The sequence below is a fragment of the Leptolyngbya sp. FACHB-261 genome, assembly GCF_014696065.1.
Classification (GTDB): Bacteria; Cyanobacteriota; Cyanobacteriia; order FACHB-261; family FACHB-261; genus FACHB-261.
The window spans coordinates 148092-172301 of sequence record NZ_JACJPL010000027.1 but is presented as its reverse complement, the minus strand read 5'-3'; the positions used below and the strand labels follow the sequence as shown (position 1 = coordinate 172301).

The following is a 24210-nucleotide window of genomic DNA, read 5'->3' as shown; positions in this document are numbered from 1 at the left end:
CGATGACCTCCAGCCTATGCAGTATTGGTACTTTCACGGTTTTGCCTCTGGCCCTAAGTCGCAGAAGGCAGTGTTCTTTCAGCAACAGTTGGCAGCGTTGGGTTTGGAGCTGCATCTACCCGATTTGAATCTCGATGATTTTTCACGGATTAGCTTGAGCCGTCATCTTGCTTACGTGGAGCAACAGTTGGCTGGCTCTGAGGAGCCAGTGACGCTGATCGGTTCTAGCCTGGGAGGGCTGTTGTCTGCCCTCTACGCCGAGCGGGACCCACGAGTTGAGAAGATGATCTTGCTAGCTCCGGCCTTTAAGTTTGCCCGCTACTGGCAGGCGCGGTTGGGGCCAGAGGTGATCGCCCAGTGGCAACGGCAGGGCACCTACGAGGTGTTTCATTACAGCCAGGGGCGCAACCGACTACTGGAATATGGCTTTCTAGAAGATGCGCTGAGCTACGAAGATGCCGAGTTCACGCGCTCTGTCCCGACCTTGATCGTGCATGGCCGCACCGATGATGTGATCGATTATCGGGTGAGTGTGGACTATGCCCAGTCTCGACCCTGGGTGGATTTGAAGCTGCTGGACAGTGACCATGCTCTGACTGATTGCCTGGCTGAGATTTGGGCGTACAGTCGGTCGTTTCTGGAGTTGGCGTAGTGCAAGCGCCCTGCTTGCGTGAGATCTGTGCCTAGCCCTGAAATGCGACCTGGCACAACTTGGCGGCGTTGTCGCTCAAGTTGGTAGCGCTGTCTCTCAGGTTGGTAGCGCTGTCTCTCAGGTTGTGGGAATGTGCGCTCAGCCCGTAGGGAACTGCGCTCAAGTTGGTGGCCTTGTCGCTCGGGTTGGTAGGAATACTGCTCAGACTTGGAAAACTAGCGCTCAGCTTTGACAAACTTCTGCTCGCGAGGTTGGGGGCTTGGCGCTGGGCGGGGAAACCCCGCCTCTACCGGGAATGCATTGGGATTTGGGTAGAGAGGGACCCTGCCCCCACCCCACAAAACACACACGACTGGTAGGGGCGGGGTCTCCCCGCCCTTGTCCCCTTATCCCCGCTCTGTCCCCTTGTCCGCGCCTGTCTCCTCGCCCGCTCGAAAGCTCTAATCCTCGGCGTCTTGAGAGTGGTGGATGAAGTTCTGCACTAAGGTGCGGTATTTACGGTTATTTTCCTCAACCCAGGTGCGGTCAGCGCTGTTGGCATAGATGTGAACCAGAGGGTCGCCTGCATCAGGCAGGACCAGCAGCCAGCTATCCGCTAAGTAAGGGTCGAAAATCTTGACGCCATCCACTAGCTCTATTTGATCAGCTGAGTGAGTTTCGACTAAGTGGCGCATCAGGGCTCCCTTGGCGCTCCAAGGGCAACGAACCACCTGAGCCCGATGGTAGATCCGAGGCAAATCGGTGCGAATCTGGGCCAGAGTCCGCTCCTGCACAGTCAGGAACTCGATAATCTTGGCAACTCCAAACATCGCGTCATAGCCTGGGTGCAGCTCTGGGAAGATAAAGCCCATCTCTGCTGAACCACCCAGCACCACGTTAGCCGCCTCGTAGCAAGTTTCCATAATTGCCGTAGGACTGGCCTTGGTGCGGATTACTTGACCATCGTGGCGACGGGCAATCTGCTCTACCGCACCCGAAACATGAACCGGCACCACCACTGTACTGCGAGGGTTAGCCGTCAGGGCCATATCCACCATCAGCGCGGTCAGAATCTCACTGCGAACCAGCGCACCCGTATCGTCCACTAAGACAAACTGTTCGCCGTTGCCCGAAACCTGCACGCCAAAGGTTGCACCCAAGGCCTCTACCACCCGACCTAACTGATCTAGCAGCTTTTCGCGCTCTTCGACTGTCGGTGCAATCTGCGAGAGGCTGGCATTGAGCACCACCGCATCGCAGCCAAACTTACCCATCAATTGCGGTAGCACCGCTCCAGATAAGGCATAGGCATAGTCGATCACCACCCGTGCCTTGCTGGAGCGCACCGCCCGCACATTCAAGTGCCGCTCGAAACCTGTGCTGTAGTATTCCAACGTGCGCGAGGGATAGCTAATCTGGCCAATCTCCTCAACCCGACAGCGGCGGAAGTCTTCTTTGAAGTAAGCGCCTTCAATCTTTTTCTCTTTGGACTTGGAGAGATTAATGCCCTTGTCGTCGAAAAACTCGATCAGAACATGATCTGGACGGTCAGGATGGACCCGCACATGAATGCCGCCAGACACATTCAAAATCGGTGCCATTAGGCGGGCAATTGGAATTGAAGTCGCCTCCAGGTTTTGGACGTTCACTCCCACCGACATCAAGCCAGAGACTAGCGACCGAGACACCATCCGTGAAATGCTGCGCTGGTCGCGCGACACCATGACCTGAACTCCGGGTTTAAGGGTCGCGCCATAGGCTGCCCCCAACTTCACGGCAAACTCAGGCGTGATATCGACATTGGCCAAACCGGAGACACCCCGATGGCCAAACAGGTTGCGCTGGGCCATCGCGCCCCAGATCAAATTGATATTGAGAATTGCCCCCGATTCAATCTTCTTGCTAGGCCAAACCCTCACACCTGGGTTGACCTGAGCTTCTTCCCCCACGGTGGACAAAGGCCCGACCACAGCCCCTTCGAGGACATGAGCCCGTCGGTCTACCCGCGCCCCTCTTGCAATCGTGCAAGCCCGTAGATGAGCCTCTTCACCGGCAATTGCCCCGTTCCAGATAATTGGGCGCTTCAGATCCGCATCAGCACCAATCGTGACGTTGTCTCCGACCACCGTACCTGCGCTCAGCTGAGCCCGAGCCCCGATGCGACAGTTATCTCCGATCAAAACGGGTGGTTCTAGTAGAGCCTCCCCATGAATTGAGGTGTTAGAGCCGACATACACCCCCGGAGAACGCTCTGGATAGGCAAACTCGATCTTCACCTTGCCCATCAAGCCGTCGTACTGGGCCTGCCGATAGGTGTCTAAGCTGCCGACATCACACCAATAGCCTTCAGCTACATAGCCGTACATCGGCTCGTCCTTTGCCAGGAGCAAGGGAAACAAGTCCTTTGAGAAGTCAGACTCTTCGTTGGCCCGCAAGTAGCTCAACACCTCGGGCTCCAAAATGTAGGTGCCGGTGTTGACCGTGTCTGAAAAGATTTCGCTGCTAGAAGGCTTTTCTAAGAAGCGGGTGATTCGTCCCTCCACATCGGTAATCACCACGCCGAACTCCATCGGTTCGTTCACGCGCGTCAAGATCAAAGTTGCTTTAGAACCGCGCTCACGATGGAAGCGAATGGCTGCGGTCAGATCAAAATCAGTAATGCTATCGCCGCTAATCACCAGGAAGGTGTCGTCCAGCAAGCTGCCAATATTTTTCACACAGCCGGCGGTGCCTAGAGGCTTATCTTCCTCCACGGCATAGGTCATCTGCACGCCAAAGTCGGTGCCGTCTTGGAAGTAGTCCCGCATCACATCTGGTAGATAATGCAGGGTAGCGATCACCTCAGTAATACTGTGACGCTTGAGCAGATTAATAATGTGCTCGGCAATAGGGCGGTTGAGCACCGGCACCATTGGTTTGGGTAGGTCACAGGTGAGAGGACGCAGACGCGTTCCCGAGCCCCCCGCCATCAGCACTGCTCGCATTAGAGCCTCCTAGACATACAGAAATGCACCTGTAGACAAGCGTTCAGTCTCCCACAATCAAGGGTTCTGGCCCTCTCCCTGCGTAATGAGAGCGCCAGAGGCTAGACCTATCCAGCTTGTCTAGATTCACTGTACAGTGCTGCTGTTGAGGCAAGTGTATTCAAGACTCCGATAGAATGCCTATGCACGCCCCAATTATCGACTTCGTTTTCCATGTCCCCTGATGCTGCAACCAAGCCCTCTGGGTCTACTTCCTGGTCCGCCGTTTTAGGCAACTGGCTCAATACCTTTTTGATGCTGGACACCCTACTGGTATTCCTCAGCTTTGCCTGGTTAGTGGTAGCGGTGATCGGTGACCGTTCAGGCATTCCCCTGGGCTGGAACCTCTGGCAAAGTCTATGGCAGCCCTTGTTTACCCCAGCAATTGGCATTTTGATGGCCGGAGCACTAGTCAGCGGCATCCTCAGCTGGGCGCAACGTAAGTTGGCTGAATACCGCGAACGGACCTGAATTGAGCCCCAAAATTTGAACGACAAAACCCCAGAAATTTTAGGGTAATTGCCTCTGCTACAGGCTCTATTGCAGGGGGTTTACCCCGGTTGCAAGACTTAACCGCCGAATGTAGAGTATTGGGAGTGTGGATGGAGTCTCATGAGGAGTAATAATCACAGAATTGCCTTGCCCTATTTGACTCTGTATCGCGTTTTAGCCCCGTAGATCGCAGGGTTTTTAACTGAATAGCCTTGAACTTCTAGGTTGTTGGTGTTGAAGAGCTTCCAGATTGTCTAAGGCTTAATGTCTAAGGCATCAATGTAGTCAAACTGCTCGGTAAATATAGGTAGTTTGCTGACACAGCCTTTTTTACACAGTTGGTAGACTCGGAGCCTTGCATCAATAGTTACAGGGAAATTCGCAGTAGCTGACATCTAGGCTCTGCCGTTCTTCACCTGTCGCGAGGCGTTCTGCACAGTTGCGTCAAGTAACTGCTCAGACATCTCAAGCAACCTAAGCACCCAGTGCTGACCTGTTTTAGCGTGTTTTAGCGCCAAAAGGGCAAGAGGCCAAGGAAGAGTTAGGACAATGAATTCAGATTGCTAGCTCAGATTGCTAGCAACTCGGATCGCCAGAAGGTGCAGCCAGAGCAATTGAGTAGTCTAGTGTGAGTGGTCTGGTCTGAATGGTCCGGTGTGAGTTGATCAGTGTGTGGAGCGCCTTGAAGCTTTTATGACCCTGTCTCTGAAGATTCTGCCGGGTTGGCCGCAGGTTCACCGCTATTGGGAGCTGCTTTACGTACTGGCTGTACGCAATCTGAAAATTCGCTATCGAGGCTCGTTTTTAGGTGTCTACTGGTCGCTCTTAAACCCTCTGATCATGACGGGGGTCTATACGGCTATCTTTGGCGCTGCCTTTGCTTCTTACTATGGCAACTCAATTGCTAACTATGTCTTAGCTGCCTTCACAGGGCTGGTTGTCATTAACTTCTTCTCAGCTTCTACCTCTCAAGCTTTGGGTAGCGTAGTGAGTAATGGGTCTGTCCTAAATAAGATCCGTTTGCCTGTTAGTGTTTTTCCCGTGTCAATGGTTGCAGCCAACGTATTCCAACTCTCCGTTGGCGTTCTGCCGTTGCTCGCGATTGTCACGTTCATTAACTCAGAAAGCCTGGTCAATGTCCTGGCTCTGCTGCTGCCCTGTAGCGCTTTAGTTTTAGTCTCTTTAGGTATTGGCTTTTTAGTCAGCGCCTTATACGTATTCTTTAGAGATTTGTCTTACTTCTATGAGATGGTCGTGTTCGCTTTGTGGATTAGTAGCCCCGTTTTTTATCCCGCTGCCATTGTCCCGGAGCAAGTAAAACGTTTTTTGGGCTTGAACCCGCTCTCTGCGATCATCGAAAGTTTGCGCCAGATCTCTTTGTCGGGAACATCGCCAGATTTCCTGATCGCGTCCAAGGCACTTCTCAGTGGGGTGGTCGTCCTAGGATTAGGGTGGGTTTGCTTTCGCTGGTGGCGCCCTCAATTCATGGACCTGCTGTAGATGGAAATCGTTCGCCTAGACCAAGTCTCGCTGTGGCGGCGCACACAGGAAGAGTTTTCTTATGACCTGAAGAAAACCGTCCTGTCATTTCTGGAGGGCAAATATACAAAACCGGCTAGAAGATTGGTGCTCGACCAAATTGATCTAGTGGTAGGAACTGGCGAAAAACTTGGCATCATTGGTGCGAACGGAGCGGGTAAATCAACGCTCTTGAAAGTCATTTGCGGCATCCTCAAGCCAACTAGCGGTTCAGTGAGAGTTCGAGGGAGTATTGCCCCCCTGATCGAACTGGGCGCAGGTTTTGACCCAGGGATTTCAGCAATGGACAATATCGTCCTCTATGGAGTCATGCTGGGCTTCTCTCAAGCAGAGATGAAGCAGAGAGCCAAATCCATCTTGGAATTTGCAGATTTAGAAGATTACGCTCTGTCACCAGTCAAATCGCTATCCTCCGGTATGGTTGCCCGTTTGGGCTTCGCGATTGCCACGGATGTGCAGCCAAACATTCTAATTCTCGATGAAATTCTGTCGGTGGGGGATGAGAGTTTCAGGAATAAGTGTAAGCAGCGAATCCAACAGTTCTGGAATGCTGACGCAACCGTTCTAGTGGTCTCTCACGACTTGAGATTCATAAGGGAATCTTGTGAACGGGCCATTTGGTTGGAGAGAGGTAAGATTCGGTTTTCGGGTGAAACGAACGAGGCGGTAGACCGCTATCTCAGTGAAGTGAAAAGCAGGTCGCCCAAGCTGTAAGTGCTTTTCGGTTCGTTCCTCAGTTATTGAGATTGTGCGTCAAAGTGTCGGGCAATCAACGACCTGATGCTCTGTAGCTGTGTTCTGTTGCTATCCTGTTGTTGCACAGTGTAGTCAGGAAGACTATCTTGAGATGTCTATTAGGTTCACAATCAATTTCTAGGAACAAGACTCCAGAAGAGCCAGATAGAGATAAACAAAGACTATTAATAGAGGTCGGTTGCAATAGTGTAGCTTTCCAGTTCGAATGGCTCTGACTGCTCACTACAGAGCTACAGGGCTACAGGGCTACAGAGTAAATTGTCATTTGACAATCTAGAAATTCGAGTGAGTCGAGACACATGATCATCGTTGATATCGGTGCTAAAGACGGTCAAGCATTCTCAATACCGTTTGCGCAAGACGATAGTAGTAATATTGTCTATGCAACCGAACCGATATCGGAATTAGCAGAGCAGCTCCGCTCTCACCAGCTGCCTAACCTTAATGTTTTCTGTCTCGCTGTAGGGGATGGAGAGCAGGCCTTTGATTCTAAGTTTAGTCATCCAGACTCAGCCAAGACTCCGATCATTCGTCTCGATACTTTGCTTGAAAAGAACGCCATTGTAGAAATTGACTTCTTTAGAATAGATGGCAGAACCCACGATGCGCTGCAGGTTCTGAACAGTGCAGGCGAGTATGTGCATTGCATCAAGAAGATTTTCATCGAAGCCCAGACTGTGTCCTCAGCGGAAAGTCGAAAAGGCAAGGAACAAGTTATAGAGATCTTGACCAACAGAGGGTTTCGTTTAATCCATACTGCTTCATATAGTGCAGGCTCAGAAGAAAATTTAGAGTTCGACAGGATTAGTCGATATTCGATCAATAACCAGCAAGCAGAACATTTTGCAGTTGAAGTGCCTCATGTTGGTCTCTTGCAAATGCCAAAGAATGATCATGTGGGCCAGCTCCTAGAGGAGGGTACTTTTGAAGGGGCTGAGCAAGCTTTCTTGTGGTTGTACTTGAGACCTGGAGACACATTTTTTGACTGTGGGGCTCACGCCGGTTTATTCTCTTGCCTTGCCGCGAAACGACTGGGGAACAGTGGCAGGATTGTAGGGTTTGACCCCAATCCGCTGTGCTTCAGTCTGTATGAGCAAAATCTTACAGAGTTAGGCTACGAGTCCTTCACAGCCTTCAATCTCGGTCTAGCTGAAACAGGTGGCTACTCCAACCTGCTTTTGGGCAAGCCAGGTATGTCTGCGTTTAGTACCTTTGCGGAGGGGGCCAAGAGTAGCCCAACCGTGGGTGACGAAGTTTTCCGAGTGGAGCAGACCAGCTTAGATGATGTAATTCGCAATTTGGACATTGACAAGGTTGACTTTGTCAAACTGGATGTTGAAGGCTGGGAGAGCTTTGTGCTTAAGGGTGCGAGCCAATCAATCCGTGCTGGAAAACTCCCGCTCTGGATGATTGAGTTCACTGAAGCGAATGCGGCGGTAGCTGGCAGTAGCACGAGAGAGCTATATTCTCTGGTCGAGGGTTTTGGCTATACGCTGTGTCGTTTTGATGCCACTCGCTTACGAGTTGTACCTGAAGTACAGAAGCAACAATATCCTTACGATAATTTGTTTGCGGTTGCCGATATTGAAGCTGTCAATCAGCGTCTGGCGACTGCTGAAGCTGAGTTTCTAGACAAAGCCAAGGACATCATTGCTAAGTGGGATACGGCAGTGCGAGGAACTCGGTGGTGCTTTACAGCATTGCAGGAAAGGCAAACTGCTCAGACGTTACGTCAACGAGCGGAAGAAGCAGAGACAACTTTAGTTGAACAACAAGCAGCTCAACAAACAGCTCAACAAGCGGCACAACAAGCAGCTCAAAAAGCAGCTCAGGAGCTAGAGCAAAGAGTTCAGGCATTGGAAGCTTCTCTAGCAACGGCAGAGCAAACAACTACCCATTTGCAACAGGTGAATGATCGCCTTCGAGATGATTTTCGAGAAGCTGAGCTGACCCGCGCCCGCCTAAACAATGAGCTGTATCACCACAATCTCTTTCTGAAGCAAAAAGCTGACCAACTCTGGCAAACCAGAAACCACTTTCTGCAGGCAAACAGCGATTTACAGCGAGAAGTTGAATCTCTGGCAACGGGCAGAGCAGCCCTTAGAACCCTAATTAAGGTTTTGCTGAAAAAGCTCCGCGTGTATGATTTTGCGTACAGCAATTATGGGGTTTTTGTTCCTGTCTATAATGCTCTGTTCCGCGATCGCTGGCGTCCAGCAACGATCCCTCAAGCGGTTGTTGAGGCTGATACTCAAGGTGCTTTAGTCCCTACCTCATCCCCACAGGCTTCCAGCAGTCAACCAGACTTACGGACGGTTGGTGTCAACTCACCGACGGCAGAAGTCTTCGTCACGCTTAGAAATTTCGCTGAGGATGCCAGTCTTCAAGCGATAGAAACTTTTCAAGACTTCTTAGCGGGGGTTTCTAATGCTCTCTGCATTTATCCTGCGAAGGCTACCAAGCAGTTGTTGCCTCTGCTCTCCGACCTAGAGGTAAAGACAACTTGCGTGAGCTCTAAGGAGCAAAAGGTCGAAATTTCTGCTAGTAGCCACCTGGATCTTGTGGAGTTGGAATTAGGTGAGTACTTAGCGAAGACGAACAAACTGGATTTTCATACTCTGGATCTTCTAATCTTGGATGCTCAAGCGCCTCCTGAGGTATTCAAACTTCTGAAAGGTCGTTTGTCGCCCAACACTAAGGTTTTGTTCAGTGGCGCAAGCTCAAATGATCGTTTGTCTCAATTAAACTGGGGACCAGCATGGGCAGAGATTGGCAATTTATCTCTTTACAAGGCTCCTGACCTAACCTGGGTCGATCCGCTCTGGCAGGAGTCTCAGCGCAATGAACACTTGCAGTGGCCTTGGAACTACCGGCTTCCAAGGGTAGCAGCAACGATGCCCTCAGGTAAGCCTTGGCCCAAGATCTCTATAGTTACCGTTACGCTAAATCAAGGTGACTACCTTGAGGAGACTATCCGCTCTGTATTACTACAAGGCTATCCAAACCTTGAGTATATTGTGCTTGATGGTGGCTCTAGTGATAATACTTTGGAGATTTTAGAGCGCTATAGCTCTGAACTTACCTACTGGACCAGTGAGCCGGATAAAGGCCAATCTAATGCCTTGAATAAAGGCTTTAGTCGGGCGACAGGTGAGATTCTGGCGTGGCTAAATAGTGACGATAGGTATTTACCCGGTACTCTGTTCCGGGTAGCCCTGGCGTTTGAGAATTACGGCTCAGATATGGTGGCTGGTGGCTGCTCACTGGTTAAAGGCAATGCACAAAAACCTTTCCATACGCATCACAACGCTATGCCAATTGGTAAAGTTGTCCCCCTCCCCTTAGAACGCTTATTGGATATCGATGGTTGCTGGCAGAAGGGTGAGTTCTTCTATCAGCCAGAAGTATTCTGGACCAAGGAGCTATGGGAGCGTTCGGGCGCAGGACTTGATGAGAGTCTTTTCTACAGCATGGACTACGAGCTCTGGGTGCGTATGGCTTATCAAGAGGCAAAGATTGTCCACCTTCCAGATGCACTGACCCTGTTTCGTGTTCATGAAAAACAGAAAACCTACGGTGATAATATTCCATTTTTACCGGAATTGAGAAAAGTCAATGCTACGTTCAGGGAAAAAATCTGACGAGTTAATGGTCTTTTGAACCGGTCAACACTCCTCACAAAATAGGTAAAATTCTAATGAAACTTTCTGTTGTTATTCCTTGTTTCAACGAGCTTGGGACAATTTTTCGAGTTGTTGAAGCAGTGAAGGCCTCTCCTGTTAAGAATTTAGAAATCATCATCGTTGATGATTGCTCAACTGACGGCACACGAGAGATATTAAAGTCAAAGCTAGAAGCCCAAGTTGATCAAATAATCTACCATCGCAAGAATTGTGGCAAAGGGGCGGCTCTGCGCAGCGGCTTTGGGGCAGCCACAGGTGATGTTGTAATTGTTCAAGATGCTGACTTGGAGTATGACCCACAAGAGTACCCAGAAATAATCAAACCAATTCTGGACGACAAAGCTGATGTGGTTTTTGGTTCACGTTTTGTAGGGAGTCATCCTCATAGAGTTGTCTACTATTGGCATATGGTAGGAAATCGATTTCTGACGATGCTCTCTAACATGTTTACCAATATCAACCTCACAGATATGGAAACCTGCTATAAGGCATTCCGACGTGAGGTAATTCAGAGCATAGAGATACAGGAGAATCGTTTTGGATTCGAACCTGAAATTACTGCCAAGGTCGCGAAAGCAGGATGCCGGATTTATGAGGTTGGCATATCTTACTATGGTCGGACTTACAAGGAAGGCAAGAAGATAGGTTGGCGTGATGGCATTTGGGCTATTATTTGCATCGTCAAATATAATCTATTTTCTACGGTGAGGCCGTTTGAGAAGCAAGAGCTCAGAAGCGATGAGCTAGGTAGTGAGGGTGTGTTAGTACGCGGCCGGACAGAATAGCTGCTTTATGGCAATCCTTTTACTCTTTGCTTCATTTCTATTAATCCTCGCAATATTTTACTGGCAAGCGCAACCCGAGCAAAAGTTGTTTAGACTTGCCTTTGTAAAAGCTTCTGTTTTTTTGGGTTTACTGATTTCCATCTCAACTGAAAGCTTAAGCTTAGGAAGATCACTGGATTATGTTCATGTCACTCTATTCTGGGCAATTATCTCAATCATAAGCTTTGTTGTTCTGCTCCGCCTGAACCATGTTGGTTTTCAGCCGTATAGAAGCGCTAACTTCTTTTGGCCTTGGGCTGGTTTTTACCTAGAAAGACTCCCGAGACTTTCTGATCTTATTGTCATTGCTCCAATTGTTTTAATTTTAAGTGTTAGTTTGCTTATAGCTCTAGTTGCACCACCAAATAACTGGGACTCAATGGATTACCACATGCCCAGAGTGATGCACTGGATCCAAAATCGTAGCCTTGCTCACTACCCGACCTACGATTTACGCCAAATTTCATTTCCTCCAGGGGCTAGCTATATTGTTGCCCAGTTTCAAATACTCTCAGGTAGTGATCGTTTCGCTAATTGTGTGCAGTGGTTTGCTTTCTTAGGCAGTATTATAGCTGTTTCTCTGATCACTGATATTATTGCTGGCAAACGAGCATCTCTCATTAGCATGCTGGTTTGTGCTACAATCCCCATGGGAATCATGCAGTCCACTACTACGCAGACAGATTTAGTTGTATCCTTCTGGCTAGCCTGTTTTACCTATTTTATCTTTTCTACTAATAATTTCTCAGGGTCAGATGTATTCTGGCTGGCATCTTCACTTGGTCTAAGCTTAGTCACTAAACCTACAGCAATTATTTTTGGGGCACCGCTGTTTTTACTTCTTGCGTTCCGAATATTAAATGATGCTCTCGGTTTGAGAAACCGTTATCTGTTTGAGTTTTTACGCACACGTGCTGTAACGCTTCTTGTTGTTTTAGTGGGGGGGATTAGCCTCTCTATCCCAAGCTACTGGCGAAATTATCAAATTCTTGGTTCTTTCCTTGGCACAGATACAGGCACGAGGAGTACAGAGTTTGGGTTGCCACAATTTATTTCTAATGTTTTAAAAAATACGGCTTTAAACTTAACGGTCCCTGGCTTTAGGGAGTGGGTGGTTAACATTCACAAGAATCTGTTAGGAGTGTCCCTGTCGGATTCCGATTTAAGCCTTTCTTTCGCAACTGAGTTCTTTCAAGGACCAGCAGGAACTCCACTTACTCTGCTCGTTCCTCATGAAGACACCGTTGCTAATCCTATTCATTCTATTTTAATTATGCTATCCGTAATAGCTTTGCTGTTTAGACTCAGTAGCAAAGCATCAAAGGGATCCCGACGAGGAGATATGGCTCTATTTCAACTCTCGGTTGTGAACTTTTTAGGGATCGCCTTATTTTGCTTCTTGCTAAAGTGGCAGATATGGGGGAATCGTTTGCTGCTTCCAGAATTTATCCTATTCTCACCATTAATCGCTCACCATATTAGTACCTACATACAGAACAAAGTTTGGGAGGGTTTAGCTATTTTGATAGCTGGGGTCGCGATTTTCTATGCCCTAACTCCCATGAGACATCCTATACTTACTCTGCCTGCCAGTTTCACTGGGCGGATTAGTTTTGAACAATCTCAGTCCATTTTGTCTTTGGCACGGCAAGACATCTACTTTAGCGGTTCTCGCAAGGAACTAAAGGTGCCTTACCACGAAGTTGTTAATCTTATTACTACTAGAACTCGATGTAAATCCTGGGGTTTCCTCGTTCGTGGCTCTGCGATCTGGGAATATCCTCTTTGGGTTCTTCTAAAGCAGAAAATCGACTCATTCAAGTTCAAACACGTAGAAGTTCGAAATGAATCGGAGAGAGCTGAACCAGAGTTTTCAGACACAGAGATGTGTGGTGTTATAGCAGTCACAAACTCTGAAGATGTGAATAAACTACTACAGATTACAGGGAATTGGACAAATACAGTAGTTTCCTCTTCCCCTGCCATTGCGGTTTATATGAGAAAAGAGAGTAAGTGACGATAATTGGACTCCTCAGGGATTTATAGTATTTGAAGACTCAAGATGGTTAATTATCGTAGACTTAGAAATAAACTGGTAAAAAGAGAAAGATTGCGCGTTCTTTTTCTTAACGATCTAGGATTTCAATATGGGGCTGGAATTGCCTTTTTACGTCAAATTCAGTCTTTTCTGTTGATGGGGCAGGAAGTGGAAGCCCTTTGTTGGTGTCAGGGACCCATTGAAGGGGATATCCCTTTTGTTCCAGATGATGCGACAGGTCATTGGTTAGGTCTGACTCAACTGTCGTATTTAGATGCCAGGCAAAACCTAAGCCAATCCAGAATCATAGATAACATTGTTTTGGAGGTGAAACGTAAATCTCCGGATATCATCATCGTAGGTAATCTTCACGGGTCTAAATGGTCGCTTAAGTTACTACCTGCTCTTAAGAAATTAGACATAATGGTCATTGCCTTCATGCATGACTGTTACTTGTTTACGGGACGTTGTGCCTATACTGGTAATTGCTCTCTCTATGAGAAGGGTTGTAACTCTAGTTGTCCAACCTGGGATCAGTATCCAACTCTACCTCCAAACGAAATATTTGACGAATGGGCTTTACGCCGAGAAATTTTCTGTGGTTCTGAAGGCATTCCGCTAGTCGCCAATAGCTGCTGGACTCAAAGCATGGCTCAAAAAGCTCTGAAAGGGCTTTGCAATGTTGACCATATCTATTGTGGAGTAGACGAGCAACTTTTTAAGAAAGTTGACAAAGCCCTAGCTCGTCGCCTTCTAGGCATCCCCCAAGATAGCTTTGTCATTCTTGGTGGGGCAGTCAATATGGAGGACTATCGCAAAGGGGGACATATGTTCAAGGAAGTTGTCGCGGAGTTGGGTAAGGAGGCTTACTTTTTGGTGTTTGGTTCTGAATCTCAACAGCTCAAAGAGGTGCATGGAACCGGCTTTTTAAGAGATTATCGGAAGATGCCTCTGGTTTTTAGTGCTGCTGATATCTTCGTTGGAACTTCCCTAGAAGAAGCCTTCGGCCAAACTTTTTGTGAAGCGGCTGCCTGTTCACTACCTATTGCGGCCTTTAATGTTGGAGGTGTATCAGAGATTGCAAGACACAATGTCAATGCTCGCCTGTCTAATGAGACAAACACAAAAGGTTTATTGAGAGAAATCAAATTCTTAATGGCTAATCCAACTAAATGCCATGATTTTGGAGAAGCAGGCAGAACGATTGTAGAAGCAGAATTCACGCTTAAACGTCAAGGCGAGAATTGGATGAACTACATAGAGAACTCGGTATTGGCCACAAGTGGACAGCTTGTTTAGAACAGAATTCAATTCTTGGAAGATAAGGGAAGCTAGATATGGAGAGTACAATTGATTTTGGTAACTACACAGTTCGTCACGGGGCAGGGCAACAGAACCTTGGGGCTAACAGCTTTCCACTTTGCTCAGAGCAACAGCTTGAGAATATGGTTGCTGAGCTACGTAAGATGCTCCAGAATGATGGCTCTCCAGAGGTGCAATCAGCACTCAAGGGTAATGTAGCGAAAGGGATACAAGACTTTGGGGGCAATTGGTTTCAGCGGATTGATTATCCTGCGCACAACATCACTTCAACCTCTAATCACGATTGGGCTTATATTGATGAAGGTGGGTTAAATACTTTAGGTAAAAGGTTAACTAGCCGCGAAGCATCTATTCTTCGTCCGTGGCCTAAGTGGTTATACATTAAGCCGACTTTTCCAGAAGTGCAGGGTAAGTCGGTACTAGAGATTGGCAGTTCCAATGGTTTCTTTAGCTTTCGCTTCGCTGAATTAGGTGCAAAACAGGTGACTGGGGTAGAAGTGCTTAAACGTCAGCACGAAAGCTCAGTCTGGTCGAAAGAAGTGCTTGGCCATCAGAATGTTACTTTTGTAAATTCAGACATTCTGTTTGATCTCAGTATCCCAAAACACGACATTGTTTTCCTCTCAGAAGTTCATAACCACCTGTTGTTTCCCTTCTATGGGCTGCTTCGAATTATAAGCTTGGCCAAGGAGATGGTCATATTTGACACGGGTGTGATTGATACAGCTAGTCACACTATGAACTTGCACACAGGTTGGAGTAAAGAGGAGAATAGATTTATCTACCATAGCTTCCAGATTAGTGATGGTCTAATTACAGATTTCCTTGGCTTGATTGGCGTCGATTCCTCTAAAATCACTCGTTATAAGGGCATTAGCGGCGATCACATTCTCTATAAAATTGACGTTAGAGATTTGAATACAGAAGGAGCGAGGACTATCTATCCGGAATACCTGAAGCGCTCCCTGGAACTAGAATTCAGTGGTTTTGAACAACTGCAAAATCAGCTTAAGCAAACTCAGAGAGAACTAGACCGCTCACAGGCCGCAGTTCACCAAACCCAAGCAGAAGTGGCCGCAATGAAGACGAGCAAGTTCTGGAAGTTGCGCACCCAGTGGTTTAAAGTGAAAAAGTCTTTGGGCCTGAAAATTGATGACTAGCGTAGCAGAGTTCTAACTAGAGGCCTAATTCCGACAACCTTTGAGCCACTGAATTTCAAGATCCCGATCAGCTCTTAGTGGTGCATTACCTAGAAGGCATCAATGCGAATTGCAATTCATAATCCGTTCTACGGGGGCCTTTTTGCTGAAAAAGAGCTGTGTCGTCGCTTGGGCTTAGCGGCTAAAAGTCTGGGTTGGAAGGCAGTTGAGGTTGCAGGGAGAAGCGAGATCAATGAGCTTCAGCCGGATGCTGTTCTTGTGCTTCACCACTATGTGCCAAAAGTTACTGGTTACCCAACTTATGGCTGCATGTGGAATCCGATTGCTCATTTTGAGAGGTCAAACAAGTCTAACGAACTGATCAAAAATATCCTAAGTTACGACGGCTATCTTTGCGGTTCAAGTGTGGTCAAAACCTGGGTGCAAGATACTTTGTATTTCTTACCCAACAAAGTTGGTACTCTTCCCTTTTACCCTAGCAGTAATGAAACTCAATATCGAGAACCTGAACTCGCGGAGCCCAGGCTAGTTTATATCGGTTCCAATTGGGACACGGTGAGATTTAAAGACTTGTTCTTAGAGCTGGATAAAAAAGACTATGTAGATTTTTATGGCAGGCAAGAAGGCTGGCAGTATCTAGAATCCTCCTATCGAGGCTCGATTCCCTTCGATGGGGTTAGCCTGCTAGACAAGTTAAACCGGGCTGGAGTGGCTTTATGCTTGCACACTGAGGTGCATACTGAGTCTGAAGCGCCAACGATGCGTATCTTTGAAATTGCTGCGTCTGGTGCTCTAGCGATCTGCGGAGAACACGCCTTTATTCGAGAGAATTTTGGTGATTGTGTTCTATATCTGTCGCAAAATCTCAGCCTATCTGAGCAAGTAGAAGAGATCTCTAGTCACATTGCCTGGATTAAGAACAATCCCGAAACAGCTCTAGAGATGTCTAGGGAAGCACATCGCATTTTTGTTGAGCGTTTTTCCCTAGAGAATCTACTTCGATCTTTCAAAGATTATCACCAAGAAATAGTGCTTGAAAAGGGTTTCGCACCATCTCTGGGTGTCCAAGCTGCTGTAACTAAACAGCCCAAGCATGTCCAGCTTATTCTCAGAGCCAATAGCCACTCGGCTTCAGAATTTAAACAACACCTCGACAGTTTGGCAAATCAAAGTTATCAAGATTTTTCACTGGTTTTAGTGAAATCAGATGCAGATTCAGAGCTTGATGCTTTACTAGAGCTGTATAAAACCAGATTCGAGATAAAAATCATTGCTTTGGATAGCGTGCAGTGCCGATACGGTAGTAGTACCTTGTGGGCAGGATTGAGCGCAGTTACCTCAGAATACTTTGGTGTTCTAAGTAGCAGCCTGCTGCATAGAAACCATATTCATACTTTAGTCAAGCTTCTAGAGCGCTATGAGAACTTTGGCCTAGCCTACTCTGGTTCTGTTCTGGCTCAGGAGGTAAATACTGATGACTGTAATAGCTCTCAAAAGGATTTTGATGAACAGAATGGCGCGGATGTCACTTCACTTCGATTCTTTGAGCAGGCTGATTTGGTAGATGCAATAGAATCAGACAAGCTTTTAGGTTTAGGTAGCTTTATTGCTAAATCTTCGCTGCTTCAAGACAGTGACATTGCTATTGATCCCAAACTTGAGGTTGCTGAAGAGTTCTTCCTCTTGTTGTATTTGACTACAAAGACTCGTCTCGTCTTCAGTTATGATGTCACCCAATCTCATGACCAACCTGTCAGCGAAGATTCAACCCCTGAAGGCCAAATTTGGCAAAAAGCCATCCGTAGAATTGAGAAGATCATGAGTTCTCAGGGCTTTCCCTTTAGGATTAGCTTTGCCCGCTGGCACTCACTTCTAAAAGCTGAAGCTGAGCTTTTGGAGCGCGAGCAGGAATTGCAGAAACAAAAGGAAGAAGCAAAGCGCTTTTGGCAGAAATTTCGATCCTCGCAACAGGAGTTACAGCGTTGCCAGGAAGAATTGCAGAATTCTCAGGCGACTGTTGCTGAGCTGCAAAGCAGTAAGTTTTGGAAGCTGCGGGAAACCTGGCTTCGCCTCAAGCGAGTTAGGAGCTAGCAACCTAGGCAGCTCAAGTTGGGCGCTGCACATTTTTTGCTAAGGTTTTACTGACGTTGCTCTAGTCCAAGTCGAAGCTCGCCGATGCCTAATCCCAACAATGTAACAGCGCCTATTCTCTTGATTGGACCTGGGCGTTCAGGTTCTTCCTGGATGCTCGAAACCCTGGCCAAGCATCCTGATGTTCAGTGTGTCATTGAAACCAGTATCCTATCGACCCTACAACGGGAACTGTACGAGAGTTGGTGGGTTGAAAGCCATATCATCAGAGATTGTAACGAGCAGAGCCAGGAGCATGATCGTAAAGCTGCTGCTGCTGTCAGAGCATTTCTCTATGAACTTTTTCCATCTGACCAACCCCGCTGGTTTGCGAAAGCCATTGGTTATTTGCCAGTGGATTTTATGCGCAAAGTTTTTCCAGATGCCCGCTATATTCATTTAATTAGAAGCCCGCTCACGGCACTGCCATCAATTGTGGAGTACCTGGGTACTGTACCAATGTTTAGCACCATAGAATCGTCGGAGCGTCACTATATTGATGCACATCGCGATGCCTTAGCTATGCGGGATACTGGCGCGCCTTACCTTGCGATTCATCAAGAAGAAATTCAGAATAATCCGGTTGAAGTTTGGCAGAGATTTATAGAGTTCACAGGGCTAAGAGAGATTCCTCTATCTGTAGACGAGCTGAATCGGGAGTATAACGCTTCACGGTCAATGCGCGGTAAAGCTAAGAGTGGGCGACCACCGATGTTTTGGTCAGAGCTGTCGGAAGAGACCTTTGAACTCTGTCGAGAACTGGGTTATCAACCTCCTGATGATGCCCCAGCTAGAGCAACCCCGTCTCAGCTGACTTACAGCATGGATGAGTATGCGCAGCAGTGTGACCGCTTGCGGGTGCAGATGAAGCGATTAGAAGAGTCTTTGTCAACCACCAAGTCCAGGCTTGAGGCGATGGAGAGCAGCAAGTTTTGGAAGCTGAGAGCGGCCTGGTTTAAACTGAGACATGCAGTTGGCATTCAGGGAGATTGACTAACCTTCTCGCTCAGTTGCCCTCAGTATTTTGAGTGTCAGTGTTTTGAGTGTTGGTATGAAGCCTTATCCCAGCGTTGGGGAGTTTGTCCATTCTCTCCTACAGACTAAACAGCTCAATTTCTACAATCCCGTTGAGTCTGAGAATCCCTTCGTTTCGATTATCTCCTCGTTCTTCAACCAGCACCAATACCTTGAGGAAGCCTATCAGTGTGTCATCAATCAAACCTTTCAAAATTTTGAATGGATCATTGTTGATGACTGCTCTACAGATCCAGAGTCTATCGAATGTCTCAAGCTCTTACCCGAGCGCTCGGCCAAGATCAAGATCTATCACCATGAGAGTAACCGAGGGCCTTCAGCTGGTAGAAATACTGCGATTTCTAAGGCCAGCGGTAAGCACCTCTTTTTCATGGATTTGGATGATTTAATTGCCCTGACCTACATCGAAAAATGTGTTCTTTTTCTCGAAAGCCATCCTGATTTTTCTCTGGTTAATTCCTATTCGGTTGGTTTTCAAGCTCAGGAATATTGGTGGGAGTTTGGCTTTGATAAACCGATTCGATTTATCGAGCAAAATTGGGTTACAGGGAGGCTGCTCTACAGAAAAACGGACTTTGAACTGTTGGGAGGATACGACGAGCAACTGAGATGCTATGAAGACTGGGAACGATGGCTTAGGGCATTTACCAGCGGTCAAAAAGGTTGGACTATCCCAGAATACTTAGACTGTTATCGTCGCACCCAGTCGGGTCTTCTAGAAACTTCGAGAAAAAATACGCCTGAGGACAAACAAACTGCTGAACTAGTACGTTCACGCTACCAGCCTTTGTTTGCTCAAAATCTGGTGGAAGAAGAGACGTATTTGGTACGGCGTCCTTGCTTTGAGTGGAGTCTGAGACAAGTTGAACTGAAGATTGAAAACCAGATTGCTCGCAGCCCTGGATCTCGGCGTCTTCTCTGCTTTTTCCCCTGGTTAACAGTCGGGGGTGCTGATCGATTTAACTTAGATTTACTGACTTTATTATCTGAGCAGGGATATGACATCACCATCGTTACAACGATGAAGTCTGACCATCCCTGGTATAGATATTTCTATGCTCTGACGCCTGATATTTTTCATCTACCCAATATTCTGTCAGATGAATACTGGCTAGCTGCGACCCGATATCTAATTGAATCTCGTCGCATCGATTTGGTATTGATTTCTAACGCCTACGCAGCCTATTACCTTCTGCCTCTGCTCCGCTCAGAGTTTCCTCAAGTTGCGTTTGTTGACTATATTCACACCAAGGATATGGGCTGGCGGGGCAGTGGTTTTCCACGTATTTCCTGCCAATCCAGCCAGTTTTTGGATGCTCAAGTTGTTTCCTCCCAAGACTTGGCTCAGTTCTATTGGACGCTGAATCCTGAAACTAAAAAAAAGACGCAGGTTTGCTACACGAACATTGATGTCAATCAGTGGACTTTCGACCCAGAGCAACGCCGTGAAATTAGACAATCACTCAAGATTGCAGAGGATGCAATTGTCTTACTGTTTCCGGCGCGCATAGAGCCTCAAAAACGGCCACTGTTCTTGGTTGAAATTATCAAAGAATTAGTGCAACGTTCTCAGCCGGTAGTCCTTGTTTCTCTAGGAACAGGGCGTTTCATGGTTGACTATCAAACCCAAATTCAGGCTCTGGGTTTAGAATCAACTTTTCACCTTTTACCACCAGCCAGCCCTGAACAAATGCAAGGATTTTACTCAGCGGCGGACATTCTGCTGCTGCCTTCTGAATATGAGGGAGTCTCCCTGTCCATCTATGAGGCCATGGCGATGTCACTACCCGTTGTTGCTTCTGATGTCGGGGGGCAGAGAGAACTGGTCATACCGGGTACTGGTTATCTAATTGCTAAAGGAGGTAGTGATGCCCAAGAGGCTCACAGCTATGTGGAGGTTTTGGTAGAGCTGATTCAGAGCCCCGAACTGCGAAAAGCTATTGGTACAGCCGCTCGCCAACGAGTTGCGCAGGCGTTTTCCCTAGAGATCATGCGAGACCGAATGGAGGCAATCTTTACTGAGGCCCTAGAGCAACGTAGAAGTCAGCCTCAGCCCGCGATTGATCCTCACTTCGCTGAAGAGATCCTGACTTTGGGGCTGGAGTATCTCAACAAGGAGCGAGAATGTTCCGAGAGTGAGCAACGACGCCAGCAGCTTGAACAAGAACTCTACCGTGAGCTCTCGGATTTGAGATGGGAAAAGAAACTGGTTGAAGACCGAAAGCTGGCTATGGAATCTTCCAAATTCTGGAAAATTCGCACGGCTTGGATCGATCTTAAGCGTAAACTAGGTCTGGCTGACGAAGACTGACGAAAAAGTACAAGGAACTGCCCGGGTAAATGAAAATCTTTCTGATTGCTAGTGAATGCCCACCTGTCGCTGGTGGTATTGCTAGCTATGTCGGAAATACTGCCTCGATGTTTGCAGAGGCAGGGCATGAGGTAACCGTTTTTGCTCGTAGCCACAAAGCTGAAGTAGAGCAGCAAGGCAACTTGCGCTTCATTAAGATCGCAACCAAAGACATTAATCGCTTAGCCAGAGATGGGGCTCCCCCGCTCTCCGAGAAGCACTCATCATTTCCCTACAATGTGATGGGCTTCTGGGGGGCTTTGAGTTATCAGTTGGCTGATGAAGTAATTCGATATATTCGTAGCCACGGCAAGCCAGACGTTATTGAGAGTGAGGAATATAGCGGGTTAGCATACTTCTTACTACAACGGAAGTTGTTAGGATGCTCAGAACTCGCAGGCATTCCAATTGTGCTAACCCTGCACAGTTCTCAATACATGCTTTATCCAGCCAATAAGATGGCGAGCTATCAGCTCTCAAATTACTGGGTGGGCCGAATGGAGAAATTCTGCACCCTAGCTGCGGATGGTCTGGTTGCCCCCACTCGCTACATTGCTAAACAAGCAACTGATGCGCTAGGTCCGCAGTTAGACATTGAGATCATTCCACTGCCAGCCCCTAGAAATCTACTACAAGGCGATGAACTGCCCAAGTCCAGGCCGACGCCAAAGGATATTGTCTACTATGGCCGTTTGGAGGTCCGGAAGGGAATTATTCCTCTAGTCGAAGCCTGTCGTCAATTGTGGGATGAAGGGCTTGACTTTAACCTGACTGCTATTGGTGGCGATACCTGGTATTACTCACAGGGATGTCACGTCAAAGAGTACTTAAATCAGAAATATAGGCAATACATTAACAAAGGCCGATTAGTCCTTTCGCCGCCCATCCAATCGCCAAAACTCTTTGACCGAATTGCTCAGGCTTGGTGTGTTGTCATTCCTTCGCTATGGGAGAACTTCCCCAACACCTGCTTAGAGTCGATGTTTTTAGGCAAAGTTGTGCTGGCGTCGGCAGGCATGGGCCATGTTGAGATGCTCCAAGCGGAGGGGCAGCAAACAGGCTTTATCTTCGATTGGAACCTTCAGGGAGATTTCAGCAATCAGTTGAAGCAAATTCTGAGCTTATCTGAAGCTGAAAATCTAGCTCTGGGACAGAAATCCCAAGCTCTAATCGCTCGAATCTCTGGCCATAAAAATGTCTTGGAGAAGCGTATTAGCCACTTTCAACGCATGATTGAGGCTAAAAAGAGCGGCCAGAGAACTCTGTTTCCCTCTGTCAATTATCCCCCCCATGGCAAGATTGCTTATCCATCTGAGATTCAGACTTTGCCCGAAGAAAAAGGAATTGTTTCTGTTTGCATTCCTTTCTATAACAACGGCAACTATATTAGAGAAACTTTAGAGGCTGTATATGCTTCTAGTCATCCCAATCTAGAAGTTTTGATTCTAGACGATGGCAGCACCGATCCCAGTAGTTTGCAGACCTTAGCTGAGGTCGAGAAGCAATATCCAGGTCTCCGAGTTATTCATAGTAAGAATCAGGGAGTTGCCATTGCCCGCAATCAAATGGCTGAGCTGGCTAGAGGTGAGTACCTAGCTTTCCTCGATTCAGATGACAAGGTTTCAGCAAGTTTCTACCTAGAAGCTGCCAAGGTTTTGGATCAGTACACTAACGTTGGTTTCGTCGCGTCTTGGATCAAAGAGTTTGGCGATTCTCAGAAGGTCTGGGTTGCTTGGAATACCGAATTTCCCTACTTGCTGTGCCACAACACTCTGGGAGTGTGCACAGTCGTTCGTAAAGCGGCTTACCTGGCTTGTGGTGGTATGAACCCAGTGCTCGAAGAGAATCTAGAAGATTACGAATGCTGGATCAATCTATCGAAGCAGGGCTGGCTAGGCGTGATCATTCCTGAACCCCACTATTTCTATCGAATTCGCTCAGATTCCCGTCTCAGAAATAGCAATCGCGATCAACTGCTCTACCTCTACGATGTGATCGCTTCCTTGCATTCTGAGCTCTATGAAAAATACGCCACTGAGATTTACAATCTCTTGAACCAGAATGGGGCGTCCTGGTTGTGGGAAAATCCCTCTCTGGATTCAGGGTATGGCAGTACTGATATGACGGGCATGGAGATCGTAACCCTATTGGTGAACAAGCTGAAAAGGGTTTACAAGGACGGAGGCTCATCCCTAATTTTCAATCGGATTGCCAAGTTGACAAAATCGCTGCTGCCTAGCTCCGGGCCGAAGTGAACAGCAATTTACTTTCAGAGCCTTACCCTGTCTCTGTCGTCATTTGCACAGTCGACCGGTGTGAATCACTGCGTAGCGCTTTAGAAGCCGTCTCGAAGTGGCGTGCTTCTTTCCAAGAATTGATCGTTGTTCATGGCCCCTCTCAAGACACGACCGTAACCGTTCTTGACGCATTCCAACCGATCATCGACAAAATCATTTCTACTAGCAGTAGGAATGTTAGCGTTGCTAGAAACCTGGGACTCAAAGCGGCATCTCAGGAGATCGTTCTTTATTTAGATGATGACGTGGTGCCGCCACCCGATTGGTTAAGCGCCCATCTTGGGGTCTACACGGCTGAAGGAAAGCAATGTGGCTGTGTTGCTGGAGCGGTTAGAGACAAGACGAAGCCAACAGCCCCCTTGCAGTTTTGCCAAGGTGTTAACAGCCTCTTGAGTGAGTCTAGACCCATCCTAGATCAGCAAACGCAGAGCCAGTATTTGGCCAGTCCCTACTGGTTTAAGGGAGTGATGGGAGCCAATGCTTCTTATCGACGGCATGCCCTGTTAGAAGTTGGCGGCTTTGATGAGTTTTTTGAGTATTTTTTGGAAGAAACCGACGCCTGCCTACGCCTTATTCAATCTGGTTATGAAGTCTGCCATGTTGATACTGTTGTTGACCATTATCCGGCTAAGAGCCACAATCGCCAGGACCAGAAGCATTTAACCTGCTGGTATGAACTAGCTAAAAATACGAGCTATTTTGCTTTGAAACATGCTTCTAAGCAGCTGCCAACTGCTCTCTTAATGTCTCGCTTAACCTTGCTGCTTACGCGTCGCTGCTTGCTCAGAATTCTGCGACTCAAGCTCACCCACGGTCTATCAAATGCCGTCTTGACTCAGTACCTCCGGGAGGCTATGGCAGGTTTCCAGGTTGGGTATGCCGCAGGGCTAGCTCTGCACAAGGCTCTAGAAAAAGTTTAGAAAGTTTAG

General features: G+C 47.6%; 16 protein-coding genes. 14 read left to right on the top strand and 2 right to left on the bottom strand.

The features are described from left to right. Window positions 1-16: 16 nt before the first annotated feature. Complete coding sequence (locus tag H6F94_RS20390) at window positions 17-652, top strand: YqiA/YcfP family alpha/beta fold hydrolase (protein ID WP_190804098.1); 636 nt, start codon at window positions 17-19, stop codon at window positions 650-652. A gap of 31 nt (window positions 653-683) precedes the next feature. Here the strand turns inward: H6F94_RS20390 and H6F94_RS20385 are convergent, their stop codons facing one another. Next, window positions 684-887, bottom strand: a complete 204-nt coding sequence (locus tag H6F94_RS20385) for a hypothetical protein (protein WP_190804097.1) — start codon at window positions 885-887, stop codon at window positions 684-686. Window positions 888-1092: 205 nt separating this feature from the next. Then, window positions 1093-3615: a mannose-1-phosphate guanyltransferase gene (locus H6F94_RS20380; protein WP_190804096.1), complete on the bottom strand. Its 2523-nt coding sequence runs from the start codon at window positions 3613-3615 to the stop codon at window positions 1093-1095. Between the two features lie 213 nt (window positions 3616-3828). Here H6F94_RS20380 and H6F94_RS20375 point away from each other — a divergent pair, with 213 nt between their 5' ends. The 13 genes from H6F94_RS20375 (at window position 3829) to H6F94_RS20315 (ending at window position 24201) form a co-directional block, all read left to right on the top strand. Continuing rightward, window positions 3829-4125 (top strand): DUF8620 family protein, encoded by a 297-nt coding sequence (locus H6F94_RS20375; protein ID WP_242041306.1) that lies wholly within the window; start codon window positions 3829-3831, stop codon window positions 4123-4125. Window positions 4126-4839: 714 nt separating this feature from the next. After that, window positions 4840-5646 carry an ABC transporter permease gene (locus tag H6F94_RS20370; protein ID WP_190804095.1) on the top strand — a complete coding sequence of 269 codons (807 nt, stop codon included), beginning with the start codon at window positions 4840-4842 and terminating at the stop codon, window positions 5644-5646. Next, the gene (locus tag H6F94_RS20365) at window positions 5647-6399 is read left to right on the top strand and encodes an ABC transporter ATP-binding protein (RefSeq protein WP_190804094.1); all 753 of its coding nucleotides are present in this window, start codon (window positions 5647-5649) and stop codon (window positions 6397-6399) included. A gap of 341 nt (window positions 6400-6740) precedes the next feature. Then, on the top strand, window positions 6741-10082 hold the full coding sequence (locus H6F94_RS20360; RefSeq protein WP_190804093.1) for an FkbM family methyltransferase: 3342 nt from the start codon (window positions 6741-6743) through the stop codon (window positions 10080-10082). Between the two features lie 56 nt (window positions 10083-10138). Continuing rightward, on the top strand, window positions 10139-10909 hold the full coding sequence (locus tag H6F94_RS20355; RefSeq protein ID WP_190804092.1) for a glycosyltransferase family 2 protein: 771 nt from the start codon (window positions 10139-10141) through the stop codon (window positions 10907-10909). A gap of 7 nt (window positions 10910-10916) precedes the next feature. Then, on the top strand, window positions 10917-12965 hold the full coding sequence (locus H6F94_RS20350; RefSeq protein ID WP_190804091.1) for an ArnT family glycosyltransferase: 2049 nt from the start codon (window positions 10917-10919) through the stop codon (window positions 12963-12965). Between the two features lie 45 nt (window positions 12966-13010). Then, window positions 13011-14285 (top strand): glycosyltransferase, encoded by a 1275-nt coding sequence (locus tag H6F94_RS20345; RefSeq protein ID WP_190804090.1) that lies wholly within the window; start codon window positions 13011-13013, stop codon window positions 14283-14285. A 146-nt stretch (window positions 14286-14431) separates the two neighbouring features. Beyond that, window positions 14432-15469 (top strand): class I SAM-dependent methyltransferase, encoded by a 1038-nt coding sequence (locus H6F94_RS20340; protein ID WP_190804089.1) that lies wholly within the window; start codon window positions 14432-14434, stop codon window positions 15467-15469. A 102-nt stretch (window positions 15470-15571) separates the two neighbouring features. Beyond that, window positions 15572-17560, top strand: a complete 1989-nt coding sequence (locus H6F94_RS20335; RefSeq protein WP_190804088.1) for a glycosyltransferase family protein — start codon at window positions 15572-15574, stop codon at window positions 17558-17560. A gap of 84 nt (window positions 17561-17644) precedes the next feature. Further along, complete coding sequence (locus H6F94_RS20330) at window positions 17645-18592, top strand: sulfotransferase family protein (RefSeq protein WP_190804087.1); 948 nt, start codon at window positions 17645-17647, stop codon at window positions 18590-18592. A 58-nt stretch (window positions 18593-18650) separates the two neighbouring features. Then, the gene (locus tag H6F94_RS20325) at window positions 18651-20945 is read left to right on the top strand and encodes a glycosyltransferase (RefSeq protein WP_190804086.1); all 2295 of its coding nucleotides are present in this window, start codon (window positions 18651-18653) and stop codon (window positions 20943-20945) included. A 29-nt stretch (window positions 20946-20974) separates the two neighbouring features. After that, window positions 20975-23239 carry a glycosyltransferase gene (locus H6F94_RS20320; RefSeq protein ID WP_190804085.1) on the top strand — a complete coding sequence of 755 codons (2265 nt, stop codon included), beginning with the start codon at window positions 20975-20977 and terminating at the stop codon, window positions 23237-23239. After that, window positions 23236-24201: a glycosyltransferase family 2 protein gene (locus H6F94_RS20315; RefSeq protein ID WP_190804084.1), complete on the top strand. Its 966-nt coding sequence runs from the start codon at window positions 23236-23238 to the stop codon at window positions 24199-24201. The genes H6F94_RS20320 and H6F94_RS20315 overlap by 4 nt, the downstream gene beginning before the upstream one ends. Window positions 24202-24210: the final 9 nt, after the last annotated feature.